This is a genomic window from Salinivibrio socompensis S35, assembly GCF_000513715.1.
Classification (GTDB): Bacteria; Pseudomonadota; Gammaproteobacteria; order Enterobacterales; family Vibrionaceae; genus Salinivibrio; species Salinivibrio socompensis.
On record NZ_AQOD01000104.1, the window covers coordinates 1 to 13,101 of the forward strand.

General features: G+C 49.3%; 10 protein-coding genes, 2 tRNA genes and 3 pseudogenes. 6 read left to right on the forward strand and 9 right to left on the reverse strand.

Going from position 1 to position 13,101, the window contains the following annotated elements; genetic code table 11:
• Positions 1 to 305, reverse strand: a pseudogene (locus tag DZ54_RS21290) (hypothetical protein); the annotation flags it as partial.
• 287 nt (positions 306 to 592) lie between these two features.
• Complete coding sequence (gene dbpA, locus DZ54_RS0111640) at positions 593 to 1,975, reverse strand: ATP-dependent RNA helicase DbpA (RefSeq protein ID WP_025674247.1); 1,383 nt, start codon at positions 1,973 to 1,975, stop codon at positions 593 to 595.
• Positions 1,976 to 2,221: 246 nt separating this feature from the next.
• On the opposite strand from dbpA, the gene DZ54_RS21295 reads away from it, so the two are divergent.
• Positions 2,222 to 2,503: an acyl-CoA thioesterase gene (locus tag DZ54_RS21295; RefSeq protein ID WP_240473987.1), complete on the forward strand. Its 282-nt coding sequence runs from the start codon at positions 2,222 to 2,224 to the stop codon at positions 2,501 to 2,503.
• Positions 2,504 to 2,733: 230 nt separating this feature from the next.
• On the opposite strand, the gene DZ54_RS0111650 is transcribed toward DZ54_RS21295, so the two are convergent.
• From DZ54_RS0111650 to DZ54_RS21300, 3 genes are all read right to left on the reverse strand, one after another.
• The gene (locus DZ54_RS0111650) at positions 2,734 to 3,033 is read right to left on the reverse strand and encodes a type II toxin-antitoxin system RelE/ParE family toxin (RefSeq protein ID WP_025674249.1); all 300 of its coding nucleotides are present in this window, start codon (positions 3,031 to 3,033) and stop codon (positions 2,734 to 2,736) included.
• Positions 3,021 to 3,278, reverse strand: a complete 258-nt coding sequence (locus DZ54_RS0111655) for a type II toxin-antitoxin system Phd/YefM family antitoxin (RefSeq protein WP_025674250.1) — start codon at positions 3,276 to 3,278, stop codon at positions 3,021 to 3,023. Before DZ54_RS0111655 ends, DZ54_RS0111650 begins: the two co-directional genes overlap by 13 nt.
• A gap of 89 nt (positions 3,279 to 3,367) precedes the next feature.
• Entirely contained in the window at positions 3,368 to 3,892 is a 525-nt protein-coding gene (locus DZ54_RS21300; RefSeq protein ID WP_025674251.1) for an RES family NAD+ phosphorylase, read from the reverse strand.
• 181 nt (positions 3,893 to 4,073) lie between these two features.
• Between DZ54_RS21300 and queC the strand changes: the two genes are divergently transcribed.
• Positions 4,074 to 4,778, forward strand: coding sequence for a 7-cyano-7-deazaguanine synthase QueC (queC, locus tag DZ54_RS0111665; RefSeq protein WP_025674252.1), 705 nt, complete (start codon positions 4,074 to 4,076; stop codon positions 4,776 to 4,778).
• Between the two features lie 75 nt (positions 4,779 to 4,853).
• Here the strand turns inward: queC and DZ54_RS21305 are convergent.
• Together DZ54_RS21305 and DZ54_RS0111675 are read right to left on the reverse strand one after the other, a co-directional pair.
• Positions 4,854 to 8,002: pseudogene (locus DZ54_RS21305) on the reverse strand (multidrug efflux RND transporter permease subunit).
• A complete protein-coding gene (locus DZ54_RS0111675) occupies positions 8,002 to 9,123 on the reverse strand; it encodes an efflux RND transporter periplasmic adaptor subunit (protein ID WP_025674253.1) in 1,122 nt (373 codons plus the stop codon). Before DZ54_RS0111675 ends, DZ54_RS21305 begins: the two are co-directional and overlap by 1 nt.
• Before the next feature lie 285 nt (positions 9,124 to 9,408).
• Here DZ54_RS0111675 and DZ54_RS0111680 point away from each other — a divergent pair.
• Positions 9,409 to 9,493: transfer RNA gene (locus DZ54_RS0111680), tRNA-Tyr, on the forward strand.
• Positions 9,494 to 9,514: 21 nt separating this feature from the next.
• Positions 9,515 to 9,599, forward strand: a tRNA-Tyr gene (locus tag DZ54_RS0111685).
• A gap of 76 nt (positions 9,600 to 9,675) precedes the next feature.
• Here DZ54_RS0111685 and DZ54_RS0111690 read toward each other — a convergent pair.
• The gene (locus tag DZ54_RS0111690) at positions 9,676 to 10,644 is read right to left on the reverse strand and encodes a glutathione S-transferase family protein (protein WP_025674254.1); all 969 of its coding nucleotides are present in this window, start codon (positions 10,642 to 10,644) and stop codon (positions 9,676 to 9,678) included.
• A 212-nt stretch (positions 10,645 to 10,856) separates the two neighbouring features.
• Between DZ54_RS0111690 and DZ54_RS23610 the strand changes: the two genes are divergently transcribed.
• Together DZ54_RS23610 and DZ54_RS0111700 are read left to right on the forward strand one after the other, a co-directional pair.
• Complete coding sequence (locus tag DZ54_RS23610; RefSeq protein ID WP_025674255.1) at positions 10,857 to 11,216, forward strand: DUF4168 domain-containing protein; 360 nt, start codon at positions 10,857 to 10,859, stop codon at positions 11,214 to 11,216.
• A 257-nt stretch (positions 11,217 to 11,473) separates the two neighbouring features.
• Positions 11,474 to 11,827, forward strand: a complete 354-nt coding sequence (locus tag DZ54_RS0111700) for a DUF4168 domain-containing protein (RefSeq protein WP_025674256.1) — start codon at positions 11,474 to 11,476, stop codon at positions 11,825 to 11,827.
• A gap of 50 nt (positions 11,828 to 11,877) precedes the next feature.
• Here DZ54_RS0111700 and arsJ read toward each other — a convergent pair.
• A pseudogene (gene arsJ / locus DZ54_RS21315) lies at positions 11,878 to 13,099 on the reverse strand (organoarsenical effux MFS transporter ArsJ).
• Positions 13,100 to 13,101 lie beyond the last annotated feature (2 nt).

The window sequence follows — 13,101 nt, forward strand, 5'->3', positions numbered from 1 at the left end:
GAACGCATTTGTGGTGAGAGGGTCGTTTCAGTATCTGGCGAGAGAGACCAGATCCTATTCACGCTGTCATGCACCATCGCTGGGCGCGCTGGCGTATCAGTCAATAGTGCGACTTCACCACTACTCAGCGTTTCTTTAAATTGTGAAACGCTCACCCCATCGGGCATCACATTACCAAGGTCACGCTCATTAAGCGCCTCGATATCGCCCTCTACTTGTCCAAACTCATAGGCCATGAGTTCAGTCAGTCTAACGAGTTTATACCCCACCGCATTGTCCGCCAGCCAAGAATCATGGCGATGCATTCTACGCAATAGGCCAGATTTTTGGATAGGTTTGTTGTCATCGTTAGGTGAGCACTGGCTGAAGTGTGAAGTGCGTGCAAGAACGGATAACAGGAATAATCTCTTCCGCAGATTGCAACGTGGTGCAGTCCACCATGGAGGTTAAAATTGACGCTGATCGTGACAGGCGCCCGTTGGCATAGTGCATTATTGTTGACATCTTACCGGGGCTTGTGTCACCTACGCCAATGGGATCATTGCGGTTAATTTAGCTGCTTAGCAAGCTAATCTATGTCTCACTGTAAAGCCTAAATCCGGCGGGCGCGGATGGTGCGGCCTTTAACTTTTCCATCATTGAGCTTACGCAATGCGGCTTTAACATTGGATTGCGACACAGCAATAAACGCCACATTGTCGAGTACATTGATTTTTCCGACCTGCTTACCGTCAATGCCGTCTTGACCGGTTAGTGCGCCTAAAATATCACCCGCGCGTACTTTTTGCTTCTTGCCTGAATCAATCATCAAGGTTGCCATCTCAGGCTGGTAAGGCGCAGTATTGAGCAAATGCTGCGGCGGGAGGGCTTCGGGGAGAAAATCGCGCTCATACTGATCGCCAATCAATGCCAGTTTATATTGCTCGGCATCGTTATACAGCGAACATGCCACGCCTTTTTTGCCAGCACGACCGGTGCGGCCGACGCGGTGAACATGGGTTTGCGGATCGTGGGCAAGCTGATAGTTGATCACCATATCCATATCATCAATATCTAACCCTCGTGCTGCCACATCGGTGGCCACCAGCACTGAGGCACTTTTGTTGGCAAATTTTACCAAGGTGCGCTCACGGCCACGCTGTTCAATATCACCATGCAAGGCGACGGCGCTAAAACCATCGTCTTCTAAGTCATCACACACTTGTTGGGTTTGTGCTTTGGTATTACAAAACACCACACAGCTTTCTGGCTGGAAATTTAGCAACAGCAGCTTGAGTGCTTCATAGCGCTGTGGATTGCCATCAACTTTATAAACGTATTGGGTGATCGTGCTTTGTGTCTGGGGTTCTTCCACTTTCACCGATACAGGGTGACTTAACACGCGCTGAGCAATCGTTTTTATCGCCGGCGGGAAGGTCGCGCTGAATAATAAGGTTTGACGCTGAGTGGGTACGTCCGCAATGATGGCATCTAAGGTATCCTGAAAGCCCATATCCAGCATTTGATCGGCTTCATCCAGCACCAGGGTATCAACGTCATCGAGGCGCAGTGTGCCTTTACGCAGATGATCGTCCACGCGCCCCGGAGTGCCGACAATAATGTGTGCACCATGCTCCAATGAGCCAATTTGTGGGCCAATCGATACACCGCCACACAGGGTCAGTACTTTGACATTGTGGCGACCACGCGCCAATTTACGCATCTCTACCGCCACTTGCTCGGCCAGCTCACGTGTAGGACACAACACCAGTGATTGAATGCGAAAACGCTTCACGTTTAGCTTGGCTAACACGCCCAATCCAAACGCCGCCGTTTTCCCCGAGCCGGTTTTGGCTTGCGCAATAATGTCTTTACCATTAAGCACAGACGGTAAGCTCTGCGCCTGAATGGGCGTCATTTCGGTATAACCCAGCGTTGCTAAGTTATCAAGTAAATCAGCAGGTAACGCGAGCGAGGAAAAAGCGGTATCAGTCAAAGTCGTATCCACAGCAAAAGTAAATAAAGCCAAGTCTAAGCAAGGCCAAAAAGGGGGGCGTATCATACCAGAATCTGTTTGCGGCCACATTAGTCGATTATAGCCACACACCTTGATCCCCGCGTTGTCACTTTATTCATTTTGTTACGTAATTGTTAGACCAAGCTCCGTATTTATACTTGCCCTACTTGTCTTGTCACTAGGCTTGGTGTGCAATCAAGACACACAATTAAGGAGGATTGTCTTGTGGCAAATATCCCAGTAGAAAACTACCCGCTCTCTCATACGCAGGCGATTGTCTGGAACGACATGGATGCACTGCAACACATTAATAACACCGTGTACTTTCGCTATTTTGAAGATGTGCGGGTGGTGATGCTTGAAAAGCTGGAAGTGTTTGAGTTAGCCAAACGACTGCATGTTGGCCCCGTAGTCGGCTCAACCCGCTGCGATTATCGCGCCCCTTTGGTGTACCCAGACACCATCACCACCGTCGCTTGGGTGGAGGATATTCAAGAAAAACGCTAATGCGATGAAGTATGAAATCTACAGTCACAATCAAGAACGCTGTGTGGCCGAAGGCGAGGCTTTGATTGTCTATTGCGTATTTTAAAACCGGTAAAGCTGCCCTATCCCAGCCGAAACGCTCGAAGGGTTAAAAGCCTTTGTGGCGAAATAGTAAACATGGAGACGAGCACTGCGCGTTGCCTGACGCGCAGTCAGTTATTAATAGAAATTTTTTTGAGAGTGATGACAAATTAACGCGATAGTAAGAACTTACGCAGATCCTGCTCTGAACGCATGACGAATAAGATAAACACCGTGTCTTCTTCTTGCTTATAGAAAATACGACAAGGGTTCACCACCACCTCTCGGTAATTCAAGTACGGTAGTTCAAGTGGCACCCGACCAGAATCAGGAAAAAGCGCTAACCGCTCCACTGCGGCAAAGGCCGCTTGCACTAGCGCTTTCGCCGCTACCATATTGTCCAGCACAATATATTCAGCAACGTCATTCAGATCCGCCAACGCAGGCTCAGTCCAAACTATTTGAGCCATTTGGACATTTGTTCCTTGGCATCATGATGACTCAAGCGCTTCTCTTCGGTGATCGCACGCTCGCCACGGGCGATCCCTTCCAAGATAGCGAGACGGCGCTGCATTAATTCATAATCATCCACGCTTAATAAGTACGCTGAAGGCTTACCGTGCTCAGTGATCAAAACAGGCTCTTTGTTCGCCTTCAGTTCAGACAAAATTTTGGTTGCCTGACGCTTCAGTGTGGTTACAAGTTCTACTTTCATCGCTCGCCCAAATAGTGGTATTTAAGTATCAGCATTGTAGCACTTAAGTATCACTGAAAAAGTTTTTTGATTCGCCTTATCAGCGACCGTCATTTCAAAAAAATCTCTTCAGGCTCGCCCACTCTGGTCACGGACGGCGCGCCTGGGGCATTCCAGCGAAACAAGGTGACATGCCAAGTGCTGGGATCTTTTCGCGACGGATCAATCAAGCCAATTTCATTGCCGCTTCTGAGCTTATCGGCCACCAACCAACTGGATGGTGATTCGCCATTTGCTAAGGCGGCTTGCCAGTCAACGATGGATAAGGCTTTGTATTGCTGTAGTTCAGGATGACGCAAATCCACCAACTCACAGGGGTCAACCTGATACCGCACAAGCACCCTTGGGGTTGTGATCTGGCTGACGTACTTTTGCATTGCCACGCGCGCACTCTCTGCACTCTCGGTCAAATACAGCGCACTTTCACCCTGACGATTATACCGACCGTTCGGTCTGTCTTTACTTTCTCGCACCGAGGCAGCGTCGATGTGATCAGGGTGACACACTCTGACGAAAATGCCCGAGATGGGTGTACGGCACATGTGGGGAATAGTTTGCGGTTCGAGTACGTCCATGACTCACGAGTGCCCTCTATAAATCAACCATAAAGGCGTAGCTTAGCAAACGACGAGGATATAAATTGCGTGCCGACTAACGGATTGCGTCATCGCGTCTGGCTTGCTGTCGATACTGCACAGGGGTACCATCCGTGCTCTATGTAACACTGGGTCAGTAGCACCGCCAAAGGACAAACCGATGAAAAAAGCCGTTGTGGTATTTAGCGGAGGACAGGATTCAACCACCTGTTTGATTCAAGCGCAGGCAGAGTACGACGAAGTTCATTGTCTGACTTTCGACTATAACCAGCGCCACAAGCAAGAAATTGACGTTGCCCGTGAGATTGCTGCAAGCCGCAAAGTCAGTGCGCACAAGGTGTTGGATGTTGGCTTGCTCAATGAACTGGCCATTAGCTCGCTCACACGCGACAACATTCCCGTTTCTAACGCGCTGAACGAAAACGGCCTACCCAATTCATTTGTGCCGGGACGTAATATCTTGTTTTTGACTTTGGCGGGCATCTACGCCTATCAAATTGGCGCAGAGGCGGTGATCACCGGTGTCTGCGAAACCGACTTCTCTGGCTACCCGGATTGTCGCAACGATTTTATTCAATCGATGCAGCAAGCCCTTGAACGCGGCATGGACAGACAACTCGCGTTAGTCACACCACTGATGTGGCTGAATAAAGCCGAGACGTGGGCATTGGCCGATCAGTATCACGCACTAGACTTTGTGCGCGACCATACTCTGACCTGTTATAACGGCATGAAAGGCGCTGGTTGTGGTGAGTGCCCCGCGTGTCATTTGCGTCAGCGTGGTCTGGATGACTATCTGGCCAACCAAGCGGACGTGCAAGCCGCGTTGCAGCAAAAACAAGCCGAAAACGCGAAACTGCGCTAACTCGCTAGTAGCGACAAGCGATCAAAAAAACCGCCTCGCAATGAGGCGGTTTCGTTTCGAGAGTAAAAACGTCAGTTATTTATGCGTTTCATCATGCGGATGGGTATCAAACTCTCCATGACTGGTCCGATGCACGGTTTCTACCGCGAGCGCTTTCTCTAACTCCTGAGCCACATACTCGGGCGAGTGGGTATGCACCGAGAGTAAGCGATACATCGCCGGGATCACCAGCAAGGTCACAAAGGTCGCAAACGCCATTCCGGTGAAGATCACCGTCCCGACCGCAATACGGCTTTCGGCCCCCGCGCCGGTTGAGAGGATAAGCGGGATCATCCCTGCCAAGGTGGTAAATGCTGTCATTAAAATCGGCCGCAAGCGACGCACTGACGCATCGATAATCGCTTTTTCAAACGCAATGCCACGGTCACGTAATTGGTTAGCGAACTCCACAATCAAAATGCCGTTTTTGGTCACCATCCCAATCAGCATAATTAAGCCAATTTGGCTATAAATATTGATCCCTTGGTTGGTCAGCCACAGGCCTAAAAAGCCACCCAGCATCCCCATCGGCACGGTCAACATCACCACCAAGGGGTTGATGAAGCTTTCAAATTGCGCCGCTAACACCAAGTAAGACACCAAAAGGGCTAAACCAAATACCACCAGCACGCTGGTTTGGTTGTCACGAAAGTCTTTCGACTCCCCCGAGTAGCCCACCGAAATATCCGCAGGCAGCGTCTCGGCCGCCGCGGAATCGAGATAATCAAGCGCTTGACCCAGGGTCACGTCTTCACCTAAGTGCGCCGATAAGGTAATCGATTTTTGTTTATTAGTATGGCTTAAACGCTGCGCTGACGCCGTTTCTTCCACGGTGGTCACCGCATCAAGCGAGACTAATTGACCGCTACGGCTGCGCATGTAAATACGGCTAAGATCACTCTTGCTGCTAAACGCATTTTCATCGCCACGGATATACACATCATATTCTTCACCCCGATCCACATAGCTGGTCTGTGCCCGGCCACCTAACATGACCTCCAAGGTGTCTGATACATCCCGTACCGAAATACCTAATTCAGACGCACGGCGACGATCCACTTTCACGACTAGCTCTGGCGTATTTTGACTGTAGTCGTAATCGGGACTGTCAATCATGCCCGCTTCGCGACCCATTTCACCCAGCTTTTCAGCCCAGTCATGAAGCTCAGGGTAATCTGGACCACTGAGCACAAACTGTACGGGCTCAGAGCTTCGGCCACCAAAGCCAGGCGCAAACGGAAAGACTTGCACATCTGGCACGCCATTAAGGACCTCGCGTACTTCACCAAGAATGGCTTGTGCTGAGCGATCGCGCTCATCCCAATCCGGCAATAGCATGATCACAAAGCCGGTTTGATCACCGGCACCGCCCCCCAAAGGCAGGCGTTTGCAAACTCACTGAGCTTAACGTGCCTGCTTCCACCAATGGCATCAAGCGCTGCTCAATTTGCTCTATATTGCCCACCATACGGTTGTAAGCGGTGCCTTCTGCGCCTTTCACAAAGGCTAACAGTACACCACGGTCTTCTTGCGGCACCAGCTGAGACGGTAAAGATTGCATTAACGCCCCACTACCGCCAAGACAAAGTAAAATCACCAACGGGGCCATCCAGCGCCAACGCAGTACGTGGCTAAAGCGCGCCGATAATAGTTTTCAAGCCGATCAAACCCGCGCGTCATAATGCGGTTGATCGGACTAGATGACACATTTAAGCGCAGCAGCTTGCTGCCCAGCACCGGTGTCAGCGTCAGGGCAATCAAGGATGAACACAGCACGGTCACGGCCAGCATCACCGCAAACTCGGTAAAAAGCTTTCCTATCATGCCGTCCATATAGGTAATGGGTAAGAACACCATCACCAGCACCGCCGTGGTCGCAATCACCGCAAAACCAACCTCGCGCGCACCGCGATACGCGGCCACCAACGGCTTATCGCCCTGCTGTAAATGATGGAAGATATTTTCCACCACCACGATGGCATCATCCACCACTAACCCAATCGCTAAGATCAATGCCATTAAGGTGAGAAGATTAATCGAAAATCCCAGTGCCGAGGCGACGATAAAGGCCGAAATCAATGACACCGGCACGGTCACCGCTGGAATGAGCGTCGCGCGGGCTTGGCCAATAAAGAGATACAACACCAGCACCACCAACGCACCAGTAATAAAGAGCGTGCTGTACACCTCCTCTATCGAGCGCTCAATAAATATGGTGGTGTCGTAATCCACCCAAAGGCGCGTACCTTCAGGGAGAAACGCCTGCATATCATCGACGAGCTTGTGGGCACGATCGGAGATATCGAGCGGGTTGGCATCGGATTGTGGGATCAAGGCCAAGCTAAGGTTGTTGATACCATTATTTTTGTATGTCGCATCTTCATTACGCGAACCAATCGCCACGTCCGCGACGTCCGACAAATAAATCCCCGTGCCATCGGCCGTGGTCCGTACCACCAGCTGTTTAAAATCTTCCGCATCACGATATAAACGATCGCTACGCACCGGCATGGTCATCACGTCATTGCGGATCTCCCCGCCCGGGCTTTCTAGATTTTCCTCCCGCAATGCATCGAGGATATCTTGGGTCGTGACCCCATGTCCTGCCATCTGGGTCGGATCCAGCTTGACATACATCACCTTGTATAACGCGCCGTATAGATCGACCGAGCTGACGCCGGAGATCAAACTGAATCTGTCTTCCAGGGTGCGCTGGCGTATTCGGTGAGCTGGTTGCGATCCATTTCCGATGACGCTAGGTTGATGTATATCGCTGCCTCACCGGTGCCGTTATCTTTATACACAATCGGATCATTGGCATCATCGGGCAATCCACCTTGCGCACGCGCCACCGCATCGCGCACATCACTCACCCCTTCGGTCAAGGGATGATCGAGGTTAAATTCCACCATGATACGTGACGAGCCGTTACGACTGACTGACGTAATTTCATCAATTCCGCTGATCCCGGACAGCTCATCTTCAATCAACTGCGTGACTTGGCTTTCCATGATGCTTGCCGACGCGCCCGAATACCCGGTGTAAATACTCACCACCGGGCTATCAATATCCGGCATCTCACGCACCGACAAGGTGGAGAAAGAGACCGCCCCAAACACGCATAGCAGTAAACTCAAGACAACCGCCATCACCGGTCGTTTCACCGACACATCAGATAACCACATTAGCTGGCCTCCGTCTCAGACGCGGTCTCATCGACGCGGCTTTGGTCATCTTTTTGGTTTTTCGGCGCTTCTGCATTTAACACTGATACTTGTGCGCCATCGCGCATGTTCACCAAGCCTTGTATAACGATGTTTTGGCCCGGTTCAAGTCCTTTACTCACCACCACTTGGTTATCAATGCGTGCGCCAAGGGTAATTTCTGTGCGATGCGCAATACCTTCATCATCAACGCGAAACACATAACGGCGGGTGCCGGAATACTGCAACGCTTGTACCGGGACTATCACCGCTTGCTGTTGCGGTAGGGCCAATTTAGCTTCCATTAACATACCGGGTTGTAATTGACGCTCAGGGTTAGCCAGTGCGACACGAACACCGACAGACAAAGCGTCTTGATTGATGCGCGAGTCGACGACTCGGATCTCACCGTTAAAGGTTTGATCAGGCCAGGCTTGTGATGTCACGGTCACCGGCATATCAGGATACAAACGGCTGAAATACTGCTCTGGGACTTGAATATCCAAGTTCATTCGCGACAAATTATCGAGGCTGAACAGGGTTTCGCCAACGTCTACTCGCTGACCGACGCTAAGATCAAACAAACCAATACGTCCGGAAAACGGTGCCGTTAAACGGTGATCATCTAAATCAGATTGCGCCGATTGCAACCGCGCTTTGGCAATATTGACACTGGCTTGTTGAGCTTCCAGCTCGGTTTGCGTTAATGCGCCACGCTGCACCAACTTATTGTATTCTTTAAGTTTACGCACCTCATCATTTAAGTATGCCGACGCTTCCAGCACCGCGGCTTGTGCTTTGGCGCGGTTAAAGGTCACCAAAGGCGCGCCCTTTTCAACCGTTTCCCCAGGTTGTACGTGGACGGTTTCAATACGTGCCGACACTTCCGATTCAATACTGATCTGTTGATGAGCTTTGACGTTCCCCACTAACGACAGAGACGGTGAAATAGATTGGGTTTCTACCGGCGCGGTCATCACATCCACAGCGCGAGCGCTGGGTGTTGGCGCTGATGTCTCACCGTTAGATGACGCCGAGTCACCAAACTGCCAGTACGCGATCCCCGCCAACACAGCGACGCCCAATAGCATCCATTTTTTCATTGCATGACACCTTATTATTTGAATAGCACCAGTGTACTGATCTACGTTTTTTTGTCCTTAAAGAATTGTAAAGACATTGTTTTTTATCGTTATTACATCCAATTCCGAGATTTAGCCACATAGCACTCAGACTGTGAAAACTCAGGCAGGTTTCAAAAAGCGACAAAAACGACGCTTATCGCTGATTTTGGCCGCAAGACGTTGAAAAAAACACCAACCGCGATCTGAGATTAAGAAAACCCTTTACAGATCCAGTCGGTTTGGTAAGATTCGCCTCAATCGCGTGGTGGAGTTCCCGAGCGGTCAAAGGGATCAGACTGTAAATCTGACGGCTCAGCCTTCGAAGGTTCAAATCCTTCCTCCACCACCATTTTACAAAGCAAGTCTCCGTGGTGGAGTTCCCGAGTGGTCAAAGGGATCAGACTGTAAATCTGACGGCTCAGCCTTCGAAGGTTCGAATCCTTCCTCCACCACCATTATTTAAAGGGCCAGCATTTGCTGGCCCTTGCTCGTTCTATCAAACGACATGTACTAAACGACATCGTCTATTCGTTATCTACTCAAGGCCGCTCGGCCATGCGGTAACCACAAATCTTGCTCTGGGCCTTTGGGTACGATCCGTGTTGGGTTGATGTTGCCATGGCTGTAGTAATAGTGGGTTTTGATATGATGCATATCGACCGTCTCTGCCACCCCTGGCACTTGGAATAACTCTTTCATATAACAGAATAAGTGACAGTAATCGGCGATACGTTGCTTGTTGCATTTAAAGTGGCCCACGTATACCGGGTCAAAACGGATTAAGGTGGTAAATAATCGCCAGTCTGCTTCTGTGATCTGATTCCCAGCCAGATAACGATGACGGCTTAAATGATCGTCCAACACCGTTAGCGCACTAAAGAGCTGATCAAAGGCGTCTTCATAAGCCTCTTGTTGGGTGGCAAAGCCGCATTTATACACGCCGTTGTTTACGTTCGGGTATACAAATTCATTCCACTGATCGACCGCTGCACGCAGGTTTTCTGGGTAATAATCGTCATGATTACCCGTAATGTCATTAAAGGCCGAATTAAACATTCGAATAATGTCGGCGGATTCATTACTGACAATCGTCTGGGTTTGCTTATCCCATAAAATCGGTACGGTGACTCGACCTGTGTAGTCAGGCTTCGCGTGGGTATAGAGCTGATGGGCATAGTCGTATCCATACAATGGCTCTGGCTTGGAAAACGTCCAGCCGTGCTCCAGCATTTCGGGCGCAACAACAGTCACGCCGATATGGGATTCAAGCCCTTTCAGATGACGCATAATCAAGGTGCGATGTGCCCACGGGCAAGCGAGAGACACATAGAGATGATAACGATCAGACGCTGCTTTAAAACCCGCATCCCCGCTTGGGCCAGCTTCACCGTTCGCGGTTATCCAATGTCGGAATCCAGCATCTTCACGAACAAAACGCCCGCCTGATGCTTTGGTGTCATACCATACATCGTGCCAAATACCGTCAATCAGTTTTCCCATAGGTCCTCCTTTCTTTCTGAGCACAGTATATGAAGCATCGACGGTAATGTCGGCAGACCCGATTGTTGGAGTTATTCGAAAAAGCTGAGCAATCCTCACAACGCTGCTAATGTCATGATTTTGTCAATTCATTCGTTATTGTCTTTTAGCTATTTGACCTTTAATCACGATTTCTTTTAGAGTGACTCGTGACGAATAAAAGGAGAAAGTTGATGAAACGTTTACTAGCGACCCTGTCTTTTGCATTTATTGTTGCAGCCAGCCTGCCAACTTATGCCGCCAATGAGACAACCGAACTGTCAGCAAACCAACTGACTGACCAAGTGGTAAGCAACTATGCTAAAGCTGCTGATAAAGTCGTTGAAATTTCAAAAGATTACAATAGCAAGCTCGAAAGTATTAGTGACGAGGAGCAAGCCAAAGCGCTGATGGCAGAAACGCAAAAAGAAATGGCACAAGCGATTGAAGCAACTGGCCTTTCAATTGAAGAATATAACAATATCTTTCGTATGGCACGAGAAGATCAAGAACTGCAACAGAAGATCTCCGGCATGATGGAGACAGCGCAGTAAGTATACTGAATAATATAGTTTTTTATTAAAAGGCAAGATTTTCTCTTGCCTTTTATTGTATAAAAAGCAAGAAAAAAATCAGATAAACCACCAACGTCGTATTTTTTGAACGTTATATATAAAAAAGGCCCTAACGCTATTTATGCGTTGCACTAATGTCATGTCTTTGTCAAAAATCATATTACAGATATTCGAGAGTTTGACCGCCAATAACATTTTATTTTACAGTCAATAGTAAATTATAGAGGAGAAAATACATGAAACGTTTATTAGCGACATTAGCATTTGTATTCACTGTATCGGCAAGTCTACCCAGCTATGCCATGAATGAGAGTAATGTAACGTCTCCCAGCCAGGTGACGGAACAAATGGTGATAAAATATACCCACGCCGCTGAGAAAGTTGAATCTATTTCCAAGAATTACGAAAGTATCCGTGAAAATGTTTCTGATGAAAAAGAAGCAAAAGAGCTAATGGATAAAACAAGAAAAGAAATGGTGCAAGCGATTGAAAGCACGGGTCTATCTGTCGAAGACTATAACAATATTTTCCGTATGGCACGGGAAGACGAAGCGCTTCAAAAGAAGATTTCTAGCATGATGCGTCAGTAACGGCAATAATTAAATAAAGGGAAGTAACGGCGCTTCCCTTTACTATTCGTTTATACTTTTTCCTCTAAGGCGTGTGATTGAGGTAACCACAGTGAAATCACCGTGGTGATCAGCAAAAATACGAACGAGACCCACAAACAAGCCACTAATCCCCAGACTTGGAAAACCCAGCCTGACAACACCGTGCCAATTAAGCGCCCCATTGCATTCGCCATATAATAAAAACCCACATCAAGCGACACCCCATCGCCGTTGGCATAGCTCACTATCAAGTAAGAATGCAGCGAGGAATTAACGGCAAAGATCGCTCCGAACAGCATCAGTCCGACAATAATCACCCTTGTGGATGCCACTGCTCGCCAATTGCATAGGCAATCACGCCAGTCACCACAGCAAGTCCCAGCGCCCAACCCAGCGCCGCTTTACCGCCCGGAGAATGCTCCGTCTGACTACCGGTAATTTTAGGCGCTATACCTTGCACCACGCCGTAACCCATCACCCAAAGTGCAAGAAAGCCGCCAACCATACTGTGGCTCCAGCCGAATGTGGTGCCTAAATAAATCGGCAACGCCACCACAAACCAGACATCCCGGGCACCAAAGAGGAACATGCGTGCCGCTGAGAGAATATTGACGCTGCGCGATTTAGAAAAAATTTCCGAAAACTTAGGCTGACTTTTAGCTTTACCCAAATCGGCATGGAGCGATACCAAACTGCCGATAAACACCAAACTCAATACAGCGGCCATCGCCGCCACCGCGTATTGAAAACCAATCCATGCGAGCAGTGCACCACCAATAAAAAAGCCCACGCCTTTCAGTGCGTTCTTCGAGCCGGTGAGGATGGCAATCCATTTAAACAGCGCCCCTTGTGCGTCTTCTGGCACCAGGGTTTTGATCGCACTTTTGGCACTCATTTTATTGAGGTCTTTGGCAATCCCTGACAGCGCCTGAGCCGCCATCACCCAGGGAATGGTCAGCCAAGCGGCTGGCACGGCCAACATGGCAAGCGCCACAATTTGCATACCCAGGCCAATATTCATGGTGCGATTGAGCTAACGACGCACCGAGCCAGCCCCCAACGAGATTAGTCACCACACCAAAAAATTCGTAAAACAAAAAATAGCGACGCGATTTCTAAGGTGCCGTAGCCTAGGTCATAAAAGTACAACACCACCAACATTCGGAGAGCGCCGTCAGTGATGGTGAAATTCCAGTAGTTAAAGGTGACCAGCATGTACTGGCGCACCGGTTGAGTCAGTTGAGCAAGCATGA

Bases quoted from the DNA above. Each gene is read 5' to 3' on its own strand.
- DZ54_RS0111690 (WP_025674254.1), bottom strand. From the start codon at position 10,644: ATGGGAAAACTGATTGACGGTATTTGGCACGATGTATGGTATGACACC.
- queC (WP_025674252.1), top strand. From the start codon at position 4,074: ATGAAAAAAGCCGTTGTGGTATTTAGCGGAGGACAGGATTCAACCACC.
- DZ54_RS0111700 (WP_025674256.1), top strand. From the start codon at position 11,474: ATGAAACGTTTATTAGCGACATTAGCATTTGTATTCACTGTATCGGCA.
- DZ54_RS23610 (WP_025674255.1), top strand. From the start codon at position 10,857: ATGAAACGTTTACTAGCGACCCTGTCTTTTGCATTTATTGTTGCAGCC.
- DZ54_RS21300 (WP_025674251.1), bottom strand. From the start codon at position 3,892: ATGGACGTACTCGAACCGCAAACTATTCCCCACATGTGCCGTACACCC.
- DZ54_RS0111675 (WP_025674253.1), bottom strand. From the start codon at position 9,123: ATGAAAAAATGGATGCTATTGGGCGTCGCTGTGTTGGCGGGGATCGCG.
- DZ54_RS0111650 (WP_025674249.1), bottom strand. From the start codon at position 3,033: ATGGCTCAAATAGTTTGGACTGAGCCTGCGTTGGCGGATCTGAATGAC.
- DZ54_RS0111655 (WP_025674250.1), bottom strand. From the start codon at position 3,278: ATGAAAGTAGAACTTGTAACCACACTGAAGCGTCAGGCAACCAAAATT.